At 69.3% G+C, this 21,267-nt stretch carries 15 protein-coding genes; 2 read left to right on the top strand and 13 right to left on the bottom strand.

Translation table 11 applies throughout. The annotated features are described in order from the left end of the window. Nucleotides 1-89: 89 nt before the first annotated feature. From ABZT14_RS20375 to ABZT14_RS20320, 12 genes are all read right to left on the bottom strand, one after another. Complete coding sequence (locus tag ABZT14_RS20375) at nucleotides 90-1,589, bottom strand: glycosyltransferase family 39 protein (RefSeq protein ID WP_356304718.1); 1,500 nt, start codon at nucleotides 1,587-1,589, stop codon at nucleotides 90-92. 49 nt (nucleotides 1,590-1,638) lie between these two features. After that, entirely contained in the window at nucleotides 1,639-3,141 is a 1,503-nt protein-coding gene (locus ABZT14_RS20370) for an amino acid permease (RefSeq protein ID WP_356304715.1), read from the bottom strand. A 152-nt stretch (nucleotides 3,142-3,293) separates the two neighbouring features. Continuing rightward, complete coding sequence (gene dxs, locus ABZT14_RS20365; RefSeq protein ID WP_356304747.1) at nucleotides 3,294-5,210, bottom strand: 1-deoxy-D-xylulose-5-phosphate synthase; 1,917 nt, start codon at nucleotides 5,208-5,210, stop codon at nucleotides 3,294-3,296. 383 nt (nucleotides 5,211-5,593) lie between these two features. Beyond that, nucleotides 5,594-6,886 (bottom strand): sugar ABC transporter permease, encoded by a 1,293-nt coding sequence (locus ABZT14_RS20360; RefSeq protein ID WP_356304712.1) that lies wholly within the window; start codon nucleotides 6,884-6,886, stop codon nucleotides 5,594-5,596. After that, the gene (locus ABZT14_RS20355; RefSeq protein ID WP_356304708.1) at nucleotides 6,883-7,662 is read right to left on the bottom strand and encodes an ATP-binding cassette domain-containing protein; all 780 of its coding nucleotides are present in this window, start codon (nucleotides 7,660-7,662) and stop codon (nucleotides 6,883-6,885) included. The genes ABZT14_RS20360 and ABZT14_RS20355 overlap by 4 nt, the downstream gene beginning before the upstream one ends. Before the next feature lie 108 nt (nucleotides 7,663-7,770). Beyond that, nucleotides 7,771-8,856, bottom strand: a complete 1,086-nt coding sequence (locus tag ABZT14_RS20350) for a substrate-binding domain-containing protein (protein ID WP_356304705.1) — start codon at nucleotides 8,854-8,856, stop codon at nucleotides 7,771-7,773. A 220-nt stretch (nucleotides 8,857-9,076) separates the two neighbouring features. Continuing rightward, nucleotides 9,077-10,267, bottom strand: coding sequence for an ROK family transcriptional regulator (locus tag ABZT14_RS20345; RefSeq protein WP_356304745.1), 1,191 nt, complete (start codon nucleotides 10,265-10,267; stop codon nucleotides 9,077-9,079). Nucleotides 10,268-10,521: 254 nt separating this feature from the next. Further along, nucleotides 10,522-11,463: a carbohydrate ABC transporter permease gene (locus ABZT14_RS20340; protein WP_356304702.1), complete on the bottom strand. Its 942-nt coding sequence runs from the start codon at nucleotides 11,461-11,463 to the stop codon at nucleotides 10,522-10,524. Nucleotides 11,464-11,489: 26 nt separating this feature from the next. Then, nucleotides 11,490-12,566 carry a sugar ABC transporter permease gene (locus ABZT14_RS20335; protein WP_356304699.1) on the bottom strand — a complete coding sequence of 359 codons (1,077 nt, stop codon included), beginning with the start codon at nucleotides 12,564-12,566 and terminating at the stop codon, nucleotides 11,490-11,492. A 56-nt stretch (nucleotides 12,567-12,622) separates the two neighbouring features. Then, nucleotides 12,623-14,044, bottom strand: a complete 1,422-nt coding sequence (gene ngcE / locus ABZT14_RS20330; protein ID WP_356304696.1) for an N-acetylglucosamine/diacetylchitobiose ABC transporter substrate-binding protein — start codon at nucleotides 14,042-14,044, stop codon at nucleotides 12,623-12,625. A gap of 318 nt (nucleotides 14,045-14,362) precedes the next feature. Then, nucleotides 14,363-17,095 (bottom strand): aconitate hydratase AcnA, encoded by a 2,733-nt coding sequence (gene acnA, locus ABZT14_RS20325; protein WP_356304693.1) that lies wholly within the window; start codon nucleotides 17,093-17,095, stop codon nucleotides 14,363-14,365. 306 nt (nucleotides 17,096-17,401) lie between these two features. Further along, on the bottom strand, nucleotides 17,402-18,223 hold the full coding sequence (locus tag ABZT14_RS20320) for a MerR family transcriptional regulator (RefSeq protein WP_356304690.1): 822 nt from the start codon (nucleotides 18,221-18,223) through the stop codon (nucleotides 17,402-17,404). A 120-nt stretch (nucleotides 18,224-18,343) separates the two neighbouring features. Here ABZT14_RS20320 and ABZT14_RS20315 point away from each other — a divergent pair, with 120 nt between their 5' ends. Then, nucleotides 18,344-19,111, top strand: coding sequence for a hypothetical protein (locus ABZT14_RS20315; protein ID WP_356304687.1), 768 nt, complete (start codon nucleotides 18,344-18,346; stop codon nucleotides 19,109-19,111). Nucleotides 19,112-19,455: 344 nt separating this feature from the next. After that, nucleotides 19,456-20,220 (top strand): hypothetical protein, encoded by a 765-nt coding sequence (locus tag ABZT14_RS20310; RefSeq protein WP_356304684.1) that lies wholly within the window; start codon nucleotides 19,456-19,458, stop codon nucleotides 20,218-20,220. Nucleotides 20,221-20,268: 48 nt separating this feature from the next. Here ABZT14_RS20310 and ABZT14_RS20305 read toward each other — a convergent pair whose 3' ends face one another. After that, nucleotides 20,269-21,210 carry an ABC transporter permease gene (locus ABZT14_RS20305; RefSeq protein ID WP_356304743.1) on the bottom strand — a complete coding sequence of 314 codons (942 nt, stop codon included), beginning with the start codon at nucleotides 21,208-21,210 and terminating at the stop codon, nucleotides 20,269-20,271. Nucleotides 21,211-21,267: the final 57 nt, after the last annotated feature.

Genomic DNA, 21,267 nt, shown 5'->3' with positions numbered 1-21,267 from the left:
TTGTTATATCCTTCTCGTTGTGGGGGGCCCCCGCGCGGGCCCCCCCCCCCCACTCTTCTTCGGTACGGCTCCGTACGGGGCCGGCCCCCTCAGCTCCGGCGCTCCCAGAGCACGGCGCCCCCCACGGTGCCCACCCGCTGGTAGTGGTCGCGCAGGTAGGCCCGCAGGGTGGGCGTCCGGGAGATGGCGTAGGGCTTGCCTCGGGAGTCGTCGACCACCAACCGGGGCGGGTGGTCGGCCAGTTCGGCACGGAAGTGGTCCCAGGCGCCGTCCATGGCGTACCGCTCCCCCACCCGTACCGCGTGCCGGCCGCCGACCAGGCTGTGTCGGCCGCCGCTGTAGTTGGTGAGGAAACCGGCCGTCAGATAGCGGCTGGCCGGGGGCCGGTCGGCGAACCAGTACTGCTCGGGGTGCATCCCCCACAGCAGCACCGTGTCACCGGGCCGGGTGCGCTCCCGCACCTCGGCGCCCAGGGTGCGGGCGTGGTCCAACTCCCCCCGGGGCGCCAGCAGCAGCCCCCACAGCACGAAGCAGGCCGACAGGGCGGCGGTGGCCGCCAGCAGCCGACCCGGCAGCGGCCCCGGTTCGCGGCGCCCCAGCCGGTGCAGTACCAAGGCGCCCCACAGGGCCAGCGGGGGCAGCAGTTGGAGGTAGTAGTGGCCGTAGAACTGGAAGCCGACGACCACCCCCAGGGCCGAGGCCCCCAGCCACACCCACACCACGGTGGCGCCCGGCCACCGCTCACCGTCACCCCGCCCGCCCCTGGCGAGGCGCAGCGCGGCCCACAGCAGCGGGGCTGCCCCCATGGCCACCAGTGAGGCGTTGCCCAACGCCCGGAGCAACGCGTGCAGTTCGGCGCCGGTGACCGAGGCGTACGAGCCGGAGCCGGTGACCATCCAGTACAGGAAGGGGCCCGGTCCGAACCACAGGGCGAAGGCGACGAAGGGCGCGGCCACCGAGGCCAGCGACAGCACGCAGACCGTCGGGCGGGGTCGGGCGCGCCACATCAGGTACAGCACCGGCAGCCACACCGCCCCGCCGGTCTGCTTGGTCAGCGCCGCCCCGGCCACGGCCAGCCCCGCCAGCGCCCATCTGCGGCGGTCCGCGCACCACACGGCCAGCGCGGTCCACGGCAGCATGAAGATCTCGAAGGTGGCCGCCTGCGAGTCCTCGGGCACCAGGGCCACGCTCAGCAGCACGGTCAGCGTCCCGGCCGTCCAGCCGGCCGAGTCCCCCCACCAGCGCCGGGCCAGCGAGGCCACCAGCAGGGCGGTGGCGGCCACCGCGAGGACGGCGGCCACCTTGAGCGGCCACAGCGACTGGTCGCCGAACACCGCGAAGCAGCCCTGGTACAGCAGGGGTACCAGGGGTGGCTTGCGGTCCACCACCGTGTCGTACAGCCGTCCCCCGTCGGTGAGTTGGCGTGCCTGGGTGGCCAGGAAGCCCTCGTCCGGGTTGGACAGCTCCCGGGTGAACGACGGGAGTCGGGTCACGGTGGTGAGCAGCAGCACCACCGGGGCCAGCCTCAGCCACCAGGGGTCGCGGGTGCGCGGCCGGGCCCAGGGGTGGGGGCGGGGAGACGACGGCATGGGCACCAACGTATCCGCCGCCCGGCCCCCTCCCGACCTCGGCCTCCGCTCAGTCCCCGCGCTGGCCCAGCAGGCTGTGGTGGCGGCCGTAGACCACGTACAGGACCAGTCCGACGAGCATCCAGAAGGTGAACCTCAGCCAGGTCTCCACGCTGAGGTTGAGCATCAGCCACAGCGAGGCCAGCACCGACAGGATCGGCAGTACCGGCACCCAGGGGGCGCGGAAGGCCCGGGGCAGATCGGGCCGGCTGCGGCGCAGCAGCACCACCCCGAGGGCGACGACCACGAAGGCGAACAGGGTGCCGATGTTCACCATCTCCGTGAGTTCGGTGACCGTGAAGAAGCCGGCGATCAGCGCCACCCCCACCCCGAGCAGCACCGTGGTGCGGTACGGGGTGCCGAAGCGGGGGTGCACCTGGGAGAAGGCCCGGGGCAGCAGGCCGTCCCGGCTCATGGCGAAGAACACCCGGGTCTGGCCCAGCAGCAGGATCATCACCACCGAGGTCAGCCCCACCGCCGCTCCGAAGGAGATCACCCCGGCGAAGAACGGTTGCCCCACGGCCTTGAACGCCGACCCCAGCGGGGCCTCGCTCTCCAGCTCGGTGTACTTCTGCATCCCGGTCACCACCAGGGACACCGCCACGTACAGGGCCGTGCAGATCGCCAGCGAACCGAAGATGCCGCGCGGCAGGTCCCGTTGGGGGCGGCGGGTCTCCTCGGCGGCGGTGGCGACGATGTCGAAGCCGATGAACGCGAAGAAGACCACCGCGGCGGCCGAGAAGATGCCCATCACCCCGAAGTGCGAGGGGCTGATGCCGAACAGCACCTGCGACAGCGGGGTCAGCAGGCCCGAGGTGCCCTCGTCCACGGGCTTCTCCGGCGGGATGAAGGGCGTGTAGTTGTCGCCCACCACGTAGAACAGCCCGGCGACGATCACGATCAGCACCACCGACACCTTGATGGCCACCACCGCCGAGGTCACCCGGGCCGACAGCTTCATGCCCAGCAGCAGCACCCCGGTCAGCACCAGCACCAGCAGGGCCGCCAGGACGTCGAAGCCGAAGCCACCCCCGGAGTGGGTGAGCGCGGCCGGCACCGTGATCCCCACGTTGTCCAGCAGCTGGGTCACGTACTGGGACCAGCCGCCGGCCACCGTGGCCGCGCCCAGGGCCAGCTCCAGCACCAGGTCCCAACCGATGATCCAGGCCGGCAGTTCACCCAGGGAGGCGTACGAGAAGGTGTACGCCGACCCGGCCACCGGCACCGTGGAGGCGAACTCGGCGTAGCACAGGGCGGCCAGCCCGCAGACCACTGCGGCCACCACGAAGGACAGGGCCACCGAGGGCCCCGCGTACTCCTTGGCCACCGTGCCGGTGACCACGAAGATGCCGGTGCCGATGACCACCCCGACGCCGTAGACCACCAGGTCCAGGGCGGTGAGCGACTTCCTCAGCCGGTGCTCGGGCTCCTCGGTGTCCCGGATGGACTGCTCGACCGACTTGGTACGGAACAGGGCGTCGGTGCCCCGTGGCTGTCGGTGGTTTCTGGCCATGGGCGTACCTCCGTGCGCGGACCCGGACGTTCCGGCCCTGTTCCGCAGCCGTACCACCACGGGGCCCGCACACCACGGCCGTCACCCGAAGAGACGCAGGAGGCACCCCCGGGCCGTCCCCGGTGGTGCCTCCCGGCACGTTCCGTGTCCGCTCAGTCCCGGCTCAGACCCGCGCCGCTCTCCGCCTCGGTGTCGAAGCGCCCGTCGATACGGGACACCAGCCCGGTCACCTGGCGGGCGATGTCCGGGGCGGTCAGCCCGATCTCGGACAGCACCTCCTTGCGCGAGGCGTGGTCGAGGAAGCGCTCGGGGATGCCGAAGTCCCGCAACGGCACGTCCACACCGGCGTCCCGCAGGGCCTGCGACACCGCCGAACCCACCCCGCCGGCACGGCTGTTGTCCTCGACGGTGACCACCACCCGGTGCCGGTCCGCGAGCGGCGCCAGCGCCTCGTCCACCGGCTTGACCCACCGGGGGTCCACCACGGTGGTGGAGATGCCCTGCTTCTCCAGCAGTTCGGCCGTCTCCAGGCACATGGGGGCGAGCGCGCCCACCGAGACCAGCAGGACGTCGGGGGTGTCGGTGCCCGGCTCGCGCAGCAGGTCCATGCCACCCACCCGGCCCAGGGAGGGCACCTCCGGGCCGACGCTGCCCTTGGAGAAGCGGACCACGGTGGGCGCGTCCTTCACCCGTACCGCCTCGCGCAGCTGGGCGCGCAGCTGGCTGGCGTCCCGGGGAGCGGCCAGCCGCAGTCCGGGCACCACCTGGAGGATCGACATGTCCCACATGCCGTTGTGGGAGGCACCGTCGCTGCCGGTCACCCCGGCGCGGTCCAGGACGAAGGTGACCCCGCAGCGGTGCAGGGCCACGTCCATCAACAACTGGTCGAAGGCACGGTTGAGGAAGGTGGCGTACACCGCGAACACCGGGTGCACCCCGCCGGTGGCCAGCCCGGCGGCGCTGACGGCCGCGTGCTGCTCGGCGATACCCACGTCGTAGACCCGGTCGGGGAAGGCCTCCGCGAAGGGCTGGAGTCCCACCGGCCGCATCATCGCGGCGGTGATCGCCACGATGTCCTCGCGCTCCCGGCCGAGTTGGACCATCTCCTCACCGAACACCGAGGTCCAGTCCGCCCCCGAGGCGGACACCGGCAGGCCGGTGTCCGGGTGGATGACCCCGACCCCGTGGAAGCGGTCGGCCTCGTCCTCCAGGGCCGGGCGGTACCCGCGCCCCTTCTCGGTGATGCAGTGCACGATGACCGGCCCGCCGAAGCGCTTGGCCCGCTGGAGGGCGGACTCCAGGGCCTCGATGTTGTGCCCGTCGATGGGGCCGACGTACTTCAGCCCGAGGTCCTCGAACATGCCCTGGGGGGCGATGACGTCCTTCAGGCCCTTCTTGGCGCCGTGCAGGGTGCCGTACAGCGGCTTGCCCACCACCGGGGTGCGGTTGAGCATCTCCTTGCCCCGGGCGAGGAAGCGCTCGTACCCGTCGGTGGTGCGCAGGGTGGCGAGGTGGCTGGCGAGGCCGCCGATGGTAGGGGCGTAGGACCGCTCGTTGTCGTTGACCACTATGACCAGGGGCCGGTTCTTGGCGGCGGCGATGTTGTTCAGCGCCTCCCAGGCCATCCCGCCGGTCAGGGCGCCGTCACCGATGACGGCGACCACCTGGTCCCGGCGCCCGCGCACCTCGTTGGCCTTGGCCAGCCCGTCGGCCCAGCCCAGCACGGTCGAGGCGTGCGAGTTCTCGATCACGTCGTGCTCGGACTCGGCCCGCGAGGGGTACCCGGAGATGCCACCCTTGGCCCGCAGCCGGGAGAAGTCCTTGCGCCCGGTCAGCAGCTTGTGCACGTACGACTGGTGGCCGGTGTCGAACAGCACCCGGTCCCGGGGGGACTCGAAGACGCGGTGCAGGGCGATGGTGAGTTCCACGACGCCCAGGTTGGGGCCCAGGTGGCCACCGGTACGGGAGACCGAGGCGACCAGGAAGGCACGGATCTCCCGCGCCAGCTCGTCGAGCTGCTCCGGGGTGAGCGCGTCCAGGTCACGTGGGTTCTCCACCCTGGACAGCAACCCTCCCTCCCTGGCCGCCGACTGACGCTCCTCGCGCGGTGCCTGTGGCACTGTGCCTCCTTGCTGTCGAGCTGTGCGCCGATCCGATGAGTCTAATGTTCCGTACGGTCCGGCCGAACGCCCACGGTACGGATCAGCCAACGCCCCGGCCAGGGGTACCGGAAGCCGCGTTCGCGGAACACCGGCGGCCGTACGACCCACTCCGGCGGAACGCCAACCGCCCCGCCGCCCCCGGAAGATGAGACGCCCACAGGTCGGCTCGCGTTCCCTCCGGGGACACCGATGTGACCTCTCCCGCATCCCCTGCACGCACGGACGCGGTGGCCCGGGTACGGCTCAGCGCCGTGGGCCACCGCGTCGCGACGGTGAGGGTGCGGTACCGGTCAGGTACGGCCGGCCGTCTTCTGGGTACGGCGGGAGACCGAGTCGATGACCACGGCCGCCAGCAGCACCGCGCCGGTGATCATGAACTGGATCTCGCTGGCCATGCCCAGCAGGTTCAGCCCCTGCTCGATGGACTGGATCACCAGGATGCCCAGCAGGGCCGACCAGATCTTGCCGCGACCACCGAAGAGGCTGGTACCGCCGATGACGGCGGCGGCGATCACGTTCATCAGGGTGTTGCCGGCGCCCAGGCTCTTGGTGGCACCGCCGGACATGCTGGCGATGAACAGACCGCCGAAGGCGGCCAGCATCCCCGCGATACCGAACACCGTGATGCGGACCCGCTCCACGTTGATGCCGGCCCGCCGGGCGGCCTCGGCGTTGCCGCCGACGGCGAAGATCTGCCGGCCGTAGACCGTACGGCGCACCACGAAGTCCGCGATCAGCAGCACCGCCAGGAACAGCACCAGCGCCAGGGGCAGGCCCCGGGACTGGTTGAGGATGTACGCGGCGACGAAGGCCACGACGGCCAGCACCGCAGTGCGCACCACGATCTCGGCGACCGGGCGGAACGGCAGGTTGGCCTTGCGGCGACGGTCGGCGTCCAGCAGCAGGCTGCCGGCGTAGACCAGGGTGGCCACCAGGGCCAGGCCGTACGCGGCGGCGATGTCCTCGAAGTAGTAGCCGGTCAGGTCCTCGACGATGCTGCCGTTGGGAGTGTTGATGCTCCCTTCCTTGCCCATCAGCCAGATCTGCAGGCCGCTCCAGCCGAGGAAGCCGGCCAGGGTGACGACGAAGGCGGGCACTCCCACCCGGGCGAAGAAGAAGCCGTGCAGCAGGCCGATGGCCAGACCGGCCAGGATGGCCAGGACCACCGCGACCGTGTCGTTGAGGTCGTGGGTGACGCTGAGCACCGCCCAGACGGCCGCGCCGACACCGGCCACCGAGCCGACCGACAGGTCGATCTCGCCGAGCAGCAGCACGAAGACGATGCCGGTGGCCATGATGCCGGTACCGGCGATGTAGACACCGATGTCACTGAGGCTGCCGGCCGACAGGAAGCGGTCGTTGAGGGACTGGAAGATGACCGCGATCACGATCAGCCCCAGGATCACCGGCAGCGAGCCCAGCTCACCGCCACGGATCCGGCGCTTGAAGTCGGCGAGGTAGCCGGCGAAGCCCTGCTCCCGTACCAGCAGCCGGGGGTCGACCGCCGGGACCGCGCCCGGGGCCGGGGCGGTGCCGTTGGACGGCTCGGCTCCCTCGCGTTCCTTGTTGACGGTGTCGCTCACTTCGACGCCTCCTTGCTGCGCGCGTGCCGGCGGGTGACCGCGTTGTCCGAGGCACCGGTGATCGCGGCGATGATCTCCTCGTGGGAGGTGTCCTGGACGTCGAAGACGCCGTTGTTGCGGCCCAGGCGCAGTACGGTCACCCGGTCCGCGACCGCCTGCACGTCGGCCATGTTGTGGCTGATGAGCAGCACACCGAGGCCGCGTTCCCGCAGCCGCTCCACCAGGTCCAGGACCTGCGCGGTCTGCTCCACGCCGAGGGCGGCGGTCGGTTCGTCGAGGATGACGACCTTGGGGTCGCCGATCAGCGCGCGGGCGATGGCCACCACCTGCCGCTGTCCACCGGACAGCGAGGCGACCGGGATCCGCACGCTGGGGATGCGGATGGAGAGCGTGTCGAGCAGCTCCTTGGCCCGCTTCTCCATCTCGATCTCGTTGAGGATCCTGGCGCCGTTGACCTCGTTGCCGAGGAAGAGGTTCGCCACCACGTCCAGGTTGTCGCACAGCGCGAGGTCCTGGTAGACGGTCGCGATGCCCAGCTCCTGGGCGTCGTGGGGCCGGGAGATGGTGACCGGCCGGCCCTCCCACTCGATGGTGCCCTCGTCGATGGGGTGGACGCCCGCGACGGTCTTCACCAGCGTGGACTTGCCGGCGCCGTTGTCGCCGACCAGCGCCACGACCTCACCGGCGTGGATCTCCAGGTTCACGTCGGTGAGCGCCTGCACCGCGCCGAACCGTTTGTAGATTCCACGCAACGCCAAAACGGTTTCGTTCGGCACTGAGCCAACTCCGATCTTTCAGCGGGACGCCGCCCCCGTCCTCGGACCGGGGCGGCCTCCCGCGCACTCAGGGAAGTGTGGCCGCGCGTCGCGGCGGCCGACCGGGCGTCACTGAAGACCGGCGTCCTTGCAGGCCTTGGCGAACGCCTTGGTGCAGATCTGCTCGACCTTGTAGACCTTGTCCTTGATGATCGTGTCCTTGATGTTGTCCTTGGTCACGACCTGGGCGCTGAACAGCTGGGAGGGCACGCCCTTCTCGCTCTTGCTGTCCACCTTCTTCGGGGTCAGCTTCTCGATGCCCTTGTCCTCCAGCAGGTTCACCGCGATCTCCGCGGTGGTCTCGGCCTGGGGCTTGATCGCCTTGTAGATGGTCAGCGTCTGGTCGCCCTTGATGATGCGCTGCAGACCGGCCAGCTCGGAGTCCTGCCCGCCCAGGGGCACGTCGGTGATGCCGGACTTCTTCATCGCGGTGGAGACGCCGCCGGCCATGCCGTCGTTGGCGGCGTACACCCCGTCGAAGCCCTTCTTGCCGAGCTTGGTGATGGCCGCGCCCATCTTCTTGTTGGCCTCGTCCGGCGACCAGTCCGGGATGTCCTGCTCGTAGACGATCTTCTTGACCTTCTTGTCGAGCACGCTGTGCGCGCCCTTCTTGAACAGCGGCGCGTTGGGGTCGGTCGGCGACCCGTTGATCATGACGACGTTGCTGTCCTTGGCCTTGTCGCCGAGCGCCTCCACCAGGCCCTCGCCCTGGAGCTCGCCGATCTTCTCGTTGTCGTAGGAGATGTACGAGGAGATCGGCCCCTCGGCCAGACGGTCGTAGGCGACGACCTTCACGTCCTTCTTCTCCGCGCGCTCCACCCACGACTTGGTGGCCTGGGCGTCCACGGGGTCCAGGATGATCACCTTCACGCCCTGGGTGATCAGGGCGTCGAACTGCTTCTTCTGCTTCTCGGTGTCCTGGGTGGCGTTGTTGTACTTGATCTCGCAGTCGTCGCAGAGCTTCTTGATCTTGCCCTCGATCAGCGGACGGTCGAAGGTCTCGTATCTGGTGGTCTTGTTCTCGGGGAGCAACAGACCGATGGTCTTGTCGTCTCCACCGTCGTCGCCGCCACCCGCCTTGCCACAGGCGGAGAGGGTCAGCGCGACGGAGATCGCGGTGGTGCCGAGTACGACGCGACGCCAGCGTGCGTTCATGGGGTCTTACCTCCCTGACGAGGCCGCGCCCTCGCGGCCGAGGTGGCTCGGAGTCAACCCCTCCGCGCGGTAACCGTCAAGAAGTTAATCATTAACGAGATGGCAACGATGCCAATCGTTCTCCGTGTGAACGCAAAACCGGAGGGTCGATCCCCCGGAAACAGGGGCCGGAAAGGGCCCGACAGGGCCCGTCAGAGGGACGGTGAACCGGCGGGAGACCTCAGGCCGGACTGGCCGCCAGGGACGACGGCAGCACCGTGGCGTCACCCATCTCGCTCAGCACTAGGGCCAGGGCGCCCAGCACCTCCGCACGTCCGCCCAGCGCCCCGGAGACCACCGTCAACTGCCGTGCCGCACTGGGGATCGCGTACCGGGCGACCGAGTCCCGTACGGGATCCAACACCAGGTCTCCAGCTTCCGCCAGATCGCCGCCCAGCACCACACGGCGGGGGTTGAGGAGGTTGCACAGGTTGGCCACACCGCTGCCGATGTGCCGACCGATGTCGGCGATCACCCGGCGGCAGCCAGGGTCCCCCTCGTTGGCCAGGTCGACCATCCCCACCATGGTGAGCCCGTCACCGTGGCTGGAGCGCAGCAGGGGCAGCACGTAGCGGGCGGCGGTGAAGGTCTCCAGGCAGCCACGGTTGCCGCAGCGGCAGACGGGGCCGGACTCGTCCAGGGTGATGTGGCCGATCTCGCCGGCCGTACCGCCCGGACCACGGTAGATCTGGCCGTTGATGACCAGTCCCGCGCCCACTCCGCTGGCGACCTTGATGTACGCCAGGTCGTCCGAGCCCTGACCGCTCCCCCACACCTGCTCGCCCAGCGCCCCGAGGTTGGCGTCGTTGTCCACGTGGACGGGCACGCCCAGCCGCTTGCCCATCTCCTTGGCGGGGTTGACGCCGGTCCAGCCCGGGAGGATCGCGGTGGAGCCCAGGGCGCCGCTCTCCATGTCGATGGGGCCCGGCACTCCCAGGCCCACCCCGATCACCTTCCGGGGGCTTATGTCGTACGCCGCGAGCAGCCGTTGCACCAGTTGCTCGGCCCGGTCGAAGCCCTGGTCGGCGGAGGAGTCCACGTCGAACGGCTCCGACTCCTCGGCCAGCACCTGGTGGGCCAGGTTGCCCAGGGCGATGCGCAGGTGGGAGTGGCCGAAGTCGACGCCGACCACGATGCCGGCGTCCCCCGACAGGGAGACGCTGCGGGCCCGTCGGCCGCCCGCGGAGGTCGGGGTGACCTGGACGGTCCCGCCGTCCTTCAGTTCTCGAACGATGTTGGAAACGGTCGCGGCGGACAGCCCCGTGGTACGGGCGATCTCCGCCTGGGTGAGCGAGCCGGCCATCCGTACCGCTCGCACCACTCGCTCCAGATTGGCGCGGTGGAGCGAGGACTGTGAGCCCGGAGTCTCCACGAGCATCCACCCCGATCCGGCCGACGGCACGACCATCCAGCACATCGCCCCACAGCGTGGTGGGGTGATTGTGAGTCCAACATCTGAACTCTAAGCACAGCCGGTGTTGTTACTCCGCGTCAAGTCCCCGAACCCGGCGACGCCCAGAGGCGCGTCACAGCTTATGCCACTTCGGGTATGCCGTTGACCTGGGGATTCTGGTACGGACCAGCCCCCGGGGGGACTGGTCCGCAGCCATCGCCGTCGAGGACGGACTACTTCACCGCGCCGGCGGTGAGCCCCTCCTGCACCTGGCGCTGGAAGACCATGTAGACCACCAGGATCGGGACCATGGCGATGGTCAGACCTGCGAAAAGGGCTCCCCAGTCACCTTCGTACCCCTGGGCCACGGACAGCTCGGCCAGACCCTGAGTGAGCAGCGCCTTATCTTTACTTTCCGAATTGAGGGCCAGGGGCAGGAAGTACTGGTTCCACTGGCCGAGGAAGTTGAAGATGCCGATGCTGATCAGGCCGGGCTTGGCCATCGGCAGCATGATCTGGAAGAAGGTCCTCAGGTGCGAGGCCCCGTCGATGGTCGCCGCCTCGGCCACGCTCCCCGGCAGGGTGCGGAAGAACGAGGTCATGAAGAAGGTGGTGAAGGGCAGGGAGTAGGCGATGTACGCCAGGATGAGCCCCAGCTTGCTGTCCAGCAGTCCGAAGTTGCTCATCACGAAGAACAGCGGGACCACGGCGAGGATGATCGGGAACATCATCCCGCCGGCGAACAGCAGGTAGACGAAGCGGTTGCCGGGAAAGGTGAACCGCGCGATCACGTACGCGGCCATCGACCCCAGCAGCATGGTGCCGGGCAGTGAACCGGCCAGCACCGTCAGGGAGTTGAGGGCGTAGGTGCCGATGTTGGCGTCGGACCAGGCGTTGGCGAAGTTCTCGATGCTGAACGAGCTGGGAAAACCGAAGGGCTTGCCCTGGATGTCGGCCGAGTCCCGCATGGAGTTGACGGCCACCCAGAGCAGCGGGCCGGCGGCCATCACCACCCACAGGATCAGGAAGGCACCGGAGAAGACGTTCAGCACCCCGCCCTCGGAGGGCTGCCCCGACCTCACCGGAGGCTCGCGGCGGCTGGCTCCTCCCGGGCCACCCTCGTCGTCGGGTGCCTTGACCTGCACGGCCTCCTCGGCCGGCTGCGTTGCGCTCATCTTGTCGACTCTCTCCCCGCTTCGTCTCAGAACTCGATGCGCTCGCGCCGGCTGAGCAACATCATGATCCCGGAGAAGACCATGGTGACCAGCAACAGCACCACACCGACCGCCGTGGCATAACCGGCCTGGCCGGAGTCGAATGCCTTCTTGTACAGGTAGACCGGGGTGACCAGGGTGGAGTCACCGGGACCGCCCTTGTTGATCGTCATGATGTGGACGATGGCGAAGGCGTCCAGGGCCTGGATGCCCATGTAGATCCAGCCGGTCTGCACGGTGTCCCAGATCAGCGGCAGCGTGACCCGGAAGAACGTGGTGGGCCGGCTGGCGCCGTCCAGCAGCGCCGCCTCGTAGATGTCCTTGGGGATGGACCCCATGGCGGCCGAGAACAGCACCACGTAGAAGCCGACGAACATCCAGCACAGGACGAACAGCACGCTCCACAGCGCCAGGCTCGGATCGCCCAGCCACTGCTGGCTGAGGGAGCCCAGTCCGATGGCCTCCAGGGTCTCGTTGATGGGCCCGGTGATGGGGTCGTACATCGCGCCCCAGACCACACCGATGATGGCCACCGAGAGGACCTGGGGGAAGAAGTAGACGATCTTGTAGAACTTCGCGCCCCAGACCCCGGAGATCGCCTCGTTCTTACGGTGCCGCCCCCCGGCCTGGAGCATGAAGGCGAAGAACAGCCCCAGCCCGAGGGTGAACACCGGGGCCACGACCAGCAGCAGCAGGCTGTGCCGGATCGAGGCCCAGAACGTCGAGTCGTCCCACAGCCGGGCGTAGTTGTCCAGACCGACGAAGTTGAAGTTCCCGCTGTACCCGGTCCAGTCGGTGAGCGAGTAGTAGAACGCCTGGAAGAACGGCGAGACCACGAAGATCGCGTAGATCACCAGCGGGATCGCCAGGAACCACGCGATGAAGCGGTACTTGTCCAGGGTGCGGTACCGAGGGTCGTGCTTCGCCTTGTCTGGAGTGAAGTTGGGCGGCAGGAAGAACGCCGCGACCAGTGCCGGTAGGTTGGCCGCGGACGGCTCCCGCCGCGTGCCCGGTGCCGAGTCGACGGTGGTCACCCCAGCCGTCTTTCGGACGTCGTTCGCCATGCCGCCCCGCTCCATGCTTCCCGTTGGGTGAGTTTCCCGTACGCGCGGTCGCGCGATCAGGTGTGCTTGTACTTCTTGACGGACTTGTCCTTGGCAGTCTCGTCGGCCGCCTTCTGACAGCGCTTGACGGCCTCGGAGGGCGAGATGTCACCGGACATCATCGACGCGATGGCGCCGCCCACCTTGTCCTTGTGCAGCTCCAGGTACCAGTCGACGATCCGCGGGATGACCACGTTCTCGCCGGCGGCACCCAGGATGTCCTTGGCGGACTTCAGGCCCGGCTGCAGCTTCATGCCGTTGGCCGCGCCGTCCACACAGGTCAGGGCGGAGACCAGCTTGGTGAAGTTCTGGGTGGACTCCTTGCTCAGCATCAGCCGGAGCCACTCCATGCCACCTTCGAGGTTCTTGGCCTTGGCCGGCACCATGAAGGGCTCGCTGGCCTCGGCGTAGATGGTCTCGAACGGCATCTTGTCCGACTTGTCGAGGCTGGAGGGCGGAGCCACCGTCATCTCGAAGTCCTTGGGCGTGGTCTTCTTCGCCTCGTTCTCCACCCAGGAGCCGTTCGGGATGAACAGCGCCTTGCCCTTGGTCCACTGGGTCTGGGACTGGATGTGGTCGATGGACGGGCTGCCCTTGAGGACGTACCCCTTGGCGTACAGCTCGTGGTAGGCCTCGAACGCCTTCTTCACCGCGTCGTGCTTCCACGCGTTCGGTTCGAGGTTGTCGATGTTCTTCAGTACGTCCGCCCCGCCGATCTTGGCGATGAACGGGTACAGCGTGAAGGCGAAGTAGTACGGGTGCTTACCGGCGTAGGTCCAGCCGGCGATGCCCTCCTTCTTGGCCTTGGCGCAGACCGAGAGCATCTCGTCCCAGGTCTTGGGGTACTCGGCGTCCAGCTTCTCCAGGGCGGTCTTGGAGTACCAGGCTCCGTAGACCGTGTAGGAGTAGTTCAGCTGGTACATCTTGTTGCTGCCGAACTGGCCCTTCTCGATGGTGCCCGGGATCAGGATGTCCCGGACCTTCTTCGAGGGGTCGTCCGGCGCGGGGGCGTCCAGCAGCGGAGCGAGGTCGGCGACCTGCTCCTCCTTGATGAGGCTGGCCACGTCCATGTTCTCGGCGCCGGAGTTGTTGATCACGTCCGGCGGGCTGCCCTTGACCATGCGCGGCTGCATCACCGTGCGGATCTTCTGGGTCTTGGCGTGCTTGACCTTGCCGAAGCTCTTCGCGTACACGGTGTTGTTGTCCACGGCGTACTGGTCGCCGTAACCGCCGTTGAAGATCACGACTTCCAGCGGCGCCTTCTTGTTGACGCCCAGCGGGTTGGACTTGCTCTTGTCCCCCGCCTCGTACTTGTCCTTGCTGTCGCCGTCACCCCCGCTCGCGCAGGAGCTGAGCGCGCCTATGGCCGGCACGGCGACCAGACTCGCAGCAGCGGACCGCTTGATCAGGTCACGACGGTTGACGTGGGTGGAACCCATGCTCAAGTCCTCGCTTTCTCCAGGACTCTGGCGGCGCCCCGCCCCTCACGTTCGGTGGCTCTGGAGGGGTGGGCACCGCGGATCATTTGACGCTCATAGTGCTGCTGAGACTGGTTGTCCTTACCGGCTGACGGCGAGATTGACACAATGCCGTCCCGGATGTCGACAGGTATAGTCCACTTCTCCTCAAGGGGGCAAGATCGAGTGCAAGGTTGCCCGCAGTCTTTCCCGAGTTGAGACCTCAACGACGCCAGGCGGCGCCGTACCCCATGCTTATGGGGTACGGCGCCGCCTGGACAATGGGCGTGCGCCCCCGGATTACTTGCGGATCAGGGACCGCAGCACGTACTGCATGATCCCGCCGTTGCGGTAGTAGTCGGCCTCGCCGGGAGTGTCGATACGGACCTTGGCGTCGAACTCCACACCGCTGTCGGTGCTCACCCGTACGGTCTCGGGGATGCCGCCGTCGTTCAGCGCGGTGATCCCGCTGAAGGAGAACGTCTCCTCACCGCTGAGCCCGAGCGACTCCGCCGAGGCGCCCTCGGGGAACTGGAGCGGCAGCACGCCCATGCCGATGAGGTTGGAGCGGTGGATGCGCTCGTAGCTCTCGGCGATGACCGCCTTGACGCCCAGCAGCGCGGTGCCCTTGGCGGCCCAGTCGCGCGAGGAGCCGGAACCGTACTCCTTGCCGGCCAGGATGACCAGCGGGATGCCGGCCTCCTGGTAGTTGCGGGAGGCGTCGTAGATGAAGCTCACCGGCGCCTCGGCGGCAGCCTCGGCCTGGGTGAAGTCGCGGGTGTAGCCGCCCTCGGTGCCGGGCGCGATCTGGTTGCGCAGCCGGATGTTGGCGAAGGTGCCCCGGATCATCACCTCGTGGTTGCCGCGCCGGGAACCGTAGGAGTTGAAGTCCCGCCGGGCGACACCGTGCTCGGTGAGGTACTTGCCGGCCGGGGTGTCGGCCTTGATGGCGCCGGCCGGGGAGATGTGGTCGGTGGTGACCGAGTCCCCCAGCTTGGCCAGCACCCGGGCGCCGGAGATGTCCGAGACCGGCTCCGGGTCCATGGCCATGCCCTCGAAGTACGGGGGCTTGCGGACGTAGGTGGACTCCGGGTCCCACTCAAAGGTGTTGCCGGTGGGCACCGGGAGGGCCTGCCACTGGGCGTCGCCGGCGAACACGTCCTCGTAGGAGGAGGTGAACATCTCCTGGCCGATGGCGGAGGCCACCACCTCGTTGACCTCGGCCTCGGTGGGCCAGATGTCCTCCAGGAACACCGGCTTGCCGTCGGGGTCGGTGCCCAGCGCCTCGGTGGTGATGTCCACCTTCATGGAGCCGGCCAGGGCGTAGGCCACCACCAGCGGGGGCGAGGCCAGGTAGTTCATCTTGACGTCGGGGTTGATCCGGCCCTCGAAGTTGCGGTTGCCGGACAGCACCGAGGTGACGGCCAGGTCGTTGTCGTTGACCGCCTTGGAGACCTCCTCCGGCAGCGGGCCGGAGTTGCCGATGCAGGTGGTGCAGCCGTAGCCGACCAGGTTGAAGCCCACCTTGTCCAGGTACGGGGTGAGGCCGGCCCGGTCGAAGTAGTCGGTCACGACCTTGGAGCCGGGGGCCAGGGTGGTCTTCACCCACGGCTTGCGGGTGAGACCCCGCTCCACCGCCTTCTTCGCCACCAGGGCGGCGGCCACCATCACGTTGGGGTTGGAGGTGTTGGTGCAGGAGGTGATGGCCGCGACGGTGACGGCACCGTGGTCGATCTCGTAGGTGGAGCCGTCGGCGGCGGTGACCGTGGTGGGCTTGCTGGGCACCCCGTTGGAGACGGCCGGGGCGTCGGAGGCCGGGAAGGACTCCTTGCCCGCCTCGTCGCTGTCCACGTTGGGCACGTAGTTGCGGACGTCCACGGCGAACTGGGACTTGGCCTCGGACAGCGCGATGCGGTCCTGGGGGCGCTTGGGACCGGCGATGGAGGGGACCACCGTGGAGAGGTCCAGCTCCAGCTTCTCGGAGAAGGCCGGCTCGGCGGTCGGGTCCAGCCACAGACCCTGTTCCTTGGCGTAGGCCTCGACCAGGGCGAGCTGCTGCTCGCTACGGCCGGTCAGCTTCAGGTAGTTGATGGTCTCGCCGTCGATCGGGAAGATCGCCGCGGTGGAACCGAACTCGGGCGACATGTTGCCGATGGTGGCGCGGTTGGCCAGCGAGGTGGCGGCCACGCCCTCGCCGTAGAACTCCACGAACTTGCCCACCACACCGTGCTTGCGCAGCATCTCGGTGATGGTCAGCACCAGGTCGGTGGCGGTGGTGCCCGGGGACAGCTCGCCGGTCAGCTTGAAGCCGACCACCCGGGGGATCAGCATCGACACCGGCTGGCCGAGCATGGCGGCCTCGGCCTCGATGCCGCCGACGCCCCAGCCCAGCACACCGAGGCCGTTGACCATGGTGGTGTGGGAGTCGGTGCCGACCAGGGTGTCCGGGTACGCCTGGCCGTCGCGCACCATCACCGAACGGGCCAGGTGCTCGATGTTCACCTGGTGCACGATGCCGGTGCCGGGGGGCACCACCTTGAACTCGTCGAAGGCGGTCTGGCCCCAGCGCAGGAACTGGTAGCGCTCACGGTTGCGGCCGTACTCCAGCTCCACGTTCTGGGTGAAGGCGTTGCTGGTGCCGAACTTGTCGGCGATCACCGAGTGGTCGATGACCAGCTCGGCGGGGGCCAGGGGGTTGATGCGCCCGGCGTCCCCGCCCAGCTCCTTGACGGCCTCGCGCATGGTGGCGAGGTCGACCACGCAGGGCACACCGGTGAAGTCCTGCATGATGACCCGGGCCGGCGTGAACTGGATCTCCTGGTGGGGCTGGGCGGAGGGGTCCCAGTTGCCGAGCGCACGAATGTGGTCGGCGGTGATGTTGGCACCGTCCTCGGTGCGCAGCAGGTTCTCCAGCAGCACCTTCAGGCTGTACGGGAGTCGGGCGGAGCCCTCGACCTTGTCCAGCTTGAAGATCTCGTACGACTCGTCGCCCACACGCAGGGTGGTCCGGGCGTCGAAGCTGTTCGCCGACACGACAGTCTCCTTCAGTGCATAAAAGCTCGCGTACCGCTGCCATCCTCCCGCCACTACCCGGAACGGCCCCGATAAGGTAAGACTTAGTTAGGTTGGCCTTACCTGTCGGTGTCCGGCTGAGCGGTCACGGTACACCTCGCGTCAGATATCTCGATGTCGAGATAACTCTAGTACACGACCGCGTGTTCCTCATGCCCTGGCTCCCTCAACTGCCGCCCGTGCCCTCGGAGAGGGGCCGGGTGGCGGCAGGCGTGTACGGCCTCCCACCACCCGTGTGACCACCCCTCGGGCCGGGGCGCGTCACGATCAGACCGGGGTCACCGGCGCCTGGAGTTCGGTGACCCACTGGTCGCGGTCCTCGGGGCACTCCAGGTTGACCTCGCGGGGGTAGCCGTTCGACCGGTAACCGTTGTCGTCGATCCAGCGGGCCAGGAGTTGGGCGGTGGGGAGCACGGTGTCCATCGAGCCACGGTGTACGACGGTCGCGGCGTGGTCGAGGGCCGGCAGGTCGAGGACGCGGAAGGCACCCGACCGGAGCGGGGCGGCGACCTGGACGGCGGCGTGGACGATGATCCCGCCACCGCCCTCGGGGGCGTCCTCGTACGAGGCGATGCCGGGGCCGGTGGGCGTGACACCCGCCGCGCCCAGGCGCCGGAACAGCTCCTCGTAGAGCGGCCTGATGACCGGGCCGATGTCGCCGGGTTCGTAACTCGCGGCGGTCGCGGTCAGTTCCGCCACCCGGACGGTGGGGACGGTCTTGAGGACGACGTCGTTCGTGGGCATGTGCCCCTCACTCTCGATCGCTCGGAGCCTCGACTCGACCTGGACCAGCCGTGCTCCCGCCTCGGCCACGGCGCTCTCCAGTTCGGCCCGCCGCAGCCGTAGCATCCCGCGCAGCTCCCCGGCGGTGACCCTCTCGTCCACGATGTCCCGGACCTGCTGGAGGGTGAAGCCCAGGTCCTTGAGCGCGATGATCCGGTTGAGGCGGGCGAGTTGGGCGCCGGTGTAGTAGCGGTAGCCGCTGGCGGGGTCGACATGGGCCGGGCGCAGCAGGCCCGTCGCGTCGTAGTGGCGCAGCATCCTGACCGAGACGCGGCCGTGCCGGGCGAAGTCTCCGATGGTGAACATGGTGTCTCCGAGCTGACCGCCTGACACGGTGTGAGGGTCAAGAAGCTACCCGCCCGGCCGGGACACGGCGGTACGGCCGGGCGGCCGGCCCCGGAGTGTCCGCCTGGTTGGATGCCCCTCATGACGGACTGGTCGCGGCTCAGCCACGCCTACGGCTCGGCGGAGGACGTACCCGCCCTGTTGGACCAGCTCGCGGGGGCGCCGGACCCGGAGCTGTGGAACGACCTGTGGTCGGCGCTGTGCCACCAGGGCAGCGTCTACTCGGCCAGCTTCGCGGCGTTGCCCTGGCTGGCGGAGATGGCCGGTAGCGACGACGAGGGGCGGGCGCTCGACGCCCTGACCCTGGCCGGCGCCATCATGGCGGGTGCCGACCGGTCCCACGAGGCCGGCGAGGTACGCCGGAAGTACGCGGCGCGGGTCAAGGACCTCCTGGCGAGGGTGAACCAGCGGCTTCGTACCACGGCCGACCGCGCCGACTACCTCCACCTGCTGGGAGCCCTGCTGGCTTTCGAGGGCGAGGTGGGCTGGGGCGAGGAACTGGTCCGCGGGCTGGTCGACGAGGAGTACCAGGTCGACTGCCCCGACTGCCGGGCCGGCCTGTACGTCGTCCTCGGTGAGCGGGGGTTCTTCTGCAGCAGCGAGGACCACGCGCTCGCGGACGGGCCCGTCGAGACGGGACCCCTGCGACCGGCGAACCCCGCCGACCTGGACGGCATCGGCCGGCGCCTCCACGACGCCGCGCTCGCGAACGGTCAGTACGAGGTCGCCCACGCGCTGACCCACGCGTTCGGACACGCCTCCTGCCCGGACTGCGGCACGCCGTTCTCCGTCGCCGAGCGGATCGCCGACGGGAACAGCGCCGAGGGCACGGGCGCGGCAGGCTCCTGACGGGGGCCGGCTCACACCCGGCGACCTCGCCGTACCCGCCGTACCGGACGTACCCGCCGTACGAGGGGCGCGCTCCCCTCGGGCCGGCCTGCCGTACCACGCGAGGGGACGCCCTCGTGGCACCGGGGCGTGAGGTTCAGCGGTTCGGTGAACGCGTCCGGGACGTGGGCCCCCTCCGGTCGGTTCTCGGCGGTCACCGCTCCGGCTCCAGCAGGCGGCCCGTCCGGTCGGCCCCGGCCTCGTACCGGGGCTTCCACCGTCCTGACCCCAACCACCGCCCCTGGCAGGGCCGTTGGGGTTCGGACAGGATGGACCCGGACAGTACGGGCTCGGGGAGGCGCGGGATGTCAGGTACGGCGCTGTACGCGGTACGGGGGGCGGTCGCGCTCCTGGCGGGAGCCGCGACCCTGCTGGTGTTCCACCACGCGGTGCCCGGGTTCGTGGGCGAGCCGAGGCGACCGGGGTCGGAGGGGCTGTCGATCGCGGCCACGCTGGCCTGTGTGTTCCTGGCCCTCGCGCTCGCCCGGGTGGCCCGGCCGCTGTACCGGCGGAGCCTGCCGCTGCCGGCGAACCTCGACGAGGTCCCCGGCATCACCGGTCAGAGGGCGCGGAACCTGGAGGACGACCGCGAGGGCTTCACCCCGGCCCTGTTCGGCGTCACCGTGGCCGGTGCGGTCGCCCTGGTCACGGAGGACGGCGGGACCCGGGTGGTCGCCGCGGGTGTCGCGGCGGTCGGCCTGCTGGCGACGGTCCTCTGCGCGCGGTGGCGGGCGCGCGCCGTACGAGGGGTCGCCGCCCTGCACGACCGCATCGGGCGGGTACGGGGGCAGGGCACCCGGGTGCGGGGCGAGGTGCTGAGCGTCGGGCACGGTTCGTCGTGGAGCTACGGCGGCCCGGTGCTCACGGTCACGTTCCGGTTCGAGACGCCCGCCGGCCCCCGTACCGTGACGGAGGAACTGGTGACCGCGCCCGCGCACGTCCCCGAGGTGGGGGGCGGCGTGCTGGTCTGGTACGTCGGTGACGGCGCCGAGGTCCATGTCGAGGAGGACCCGGACAGCCCCCACGAACCCGGCGCCGCCGAACGGTACGCGGAACCGGAGACCATCTGAACCCCACGGTCCGCTCCCGGTACGGAGGTCGGGCCGCCCCCGTACCGCTCAGGCGATCCGGCGACGGCGGGCCAGCCAGGTCTGCGCGATGACCACCAGGATCAGGAAGGCGCCGCTGACCACCTGCTGGTAGGCCGAGTCCAGGGAACCGATCTGGTTGATCACGTTCTGGATCACCTTCAGCAGCAGCACCCCGACCAGCGAACCGCTGACGAAGCCCATCCCGCCGCTCAGCAGGGTGCCGCCGATGACCACGGCGGCGATCGCGTCCAGTTCCATGCCCAGCCCCAGGATGGTCACCCCGGAGGCGAGGTACGCGGCGTTGAGGACCCCGGCGAGCCCGGCCAGCAACCCGGAGAGGGTGAAGACCGCGATCTTGGTGCGGGCCACCGGGACACCCATCAGGGCCGCCGCGTCCTCGTTGCCCCCGACCGCGTACACGTGCTGCCCGAACCGGGTACGGCGCAGCACCAGTCCGCCCACCAGGAACAGCGCTCCGGTGATCCACACCGGCAGGTGCACGCCCAGCAGGGTGCCCTGGCCCAGGGTGGCGAACAGGGAGTCCTTGTCGACCAGGTAGGTGTCGTTGCCCTCGTCGGTGAGGGTCAGCATGATGCCGCGCGCCCCCAGCATGGAGGCCAGGGTCACGATGAACGGGGCCAGCCGTACCCGGGCCACCAACAGCCCGTTGACCAGGCCGATCAGCCCGCAGACCGCCAGCGGAAGCAGCAGGGCCACCAGGGTCCCGTACCGGGAGCCCCAGGCGGCCAGCACCCCGCCGAGGACGAACACCGAGCCGACCGACAGGTCGATGCCTCCGGTGATGATGACGAAGGTCATGCCGAGGGCCACGGTGGCGAGTACCGCCGAGGAGATGGCGATGTTGCCGAAGTTGTCGCCGGTGGCGAAGGAGTCGAAGGACAGCGAGGCCACCGCCAGCAGGACCAACAGCGCGACCAGCGCCCCGTGTTGCTGTGCCAGGGCGCTCAGGCGCTGCCCCCGCCCGGTACCGGTGTCCTCCGCCCCGGTTGTCCCCGTGGCTCCGGT

The organism is Streptomyces sp. NPDC005438 (assembly GCF_040606315.1).
Lineage (GTDB): Bacteria > Actinomycetota > Actinomycetes > Streptomycetales > Streptomycetaceae > Streptomyces.
This window is presented reverse-complemented; position numbering and strand designations above follow the sequence as displayed.

Excerpts from the sequence above, each read along its gene's own strand:
- ABZT14_RS20350 (WP_356304705.1), bottom strand. The coding sequence starts at position 8,856 with ATGAACGCACGCTGGCGTCGCGTCGTACTCGGCACCACCGCGATCTCC.
- ABZT14_RS20320 (WP_356304690.1), bottom strand. The coding sequence starts at position 18,223 with ATGTTCACCATCGGAGACTTCGCCCGGCACGGCCGCGTCTCGGTCAGG.
- ABZT14_RS20310 (WP_356304684.1), top strand. The coding sequence starts at position 19,456 with ATGTCAGGTACGGCGCTGTACGCGGTACGGGGGGCGGTCGCGCTCCTG.
- ABZT14_RS20370 (WP_356304715.1), bottom strand. The coding sequence starts at position 3,141 with ATGGCCAGAAACCACCGACAGCCACGGGGCACCGACGCCCTGTTCCGT.
- ABZT14_RS20375 (WP_356304718.1), bottom strand. The coding sequence starts at position 1,589 with ATGCCGTCGTCTCCCCGCCCCCACCCCTGGGCCCGGCCGCGCACCCGC.
- ngcE (WP_356304696.1), bottom strand. The coding sequence starts at position 14,044 with ATGGGTTCCACCCACGTCAACCGTCGTGACCTGATCAAGCGGTCCGCT.
- ABZT14_RS20340 (WP_356304702.1), bottom strand. The coding sequence starts at position 11,463 with ATGAGCGCAACGCAGCCGGCCGAGGAGGCCGTGCAGGTCAAGGCACCC.
- ABZT14_RS20315 (WP_356304687.1), top strand. The coding sequence starts at position 18,344 with ATGACGGACTGGTCGCGGCTCAGCCACGCCTACGGCTCGGCGGAGGAC.
- ABZT14_RS20335 (WP_356304699.1), bottom strand. The coding sequence starts at position 12,566 with ATGGCGAACGACGTCCGAAAGACGGCTGGGGTGACCACCGTCGACTCG.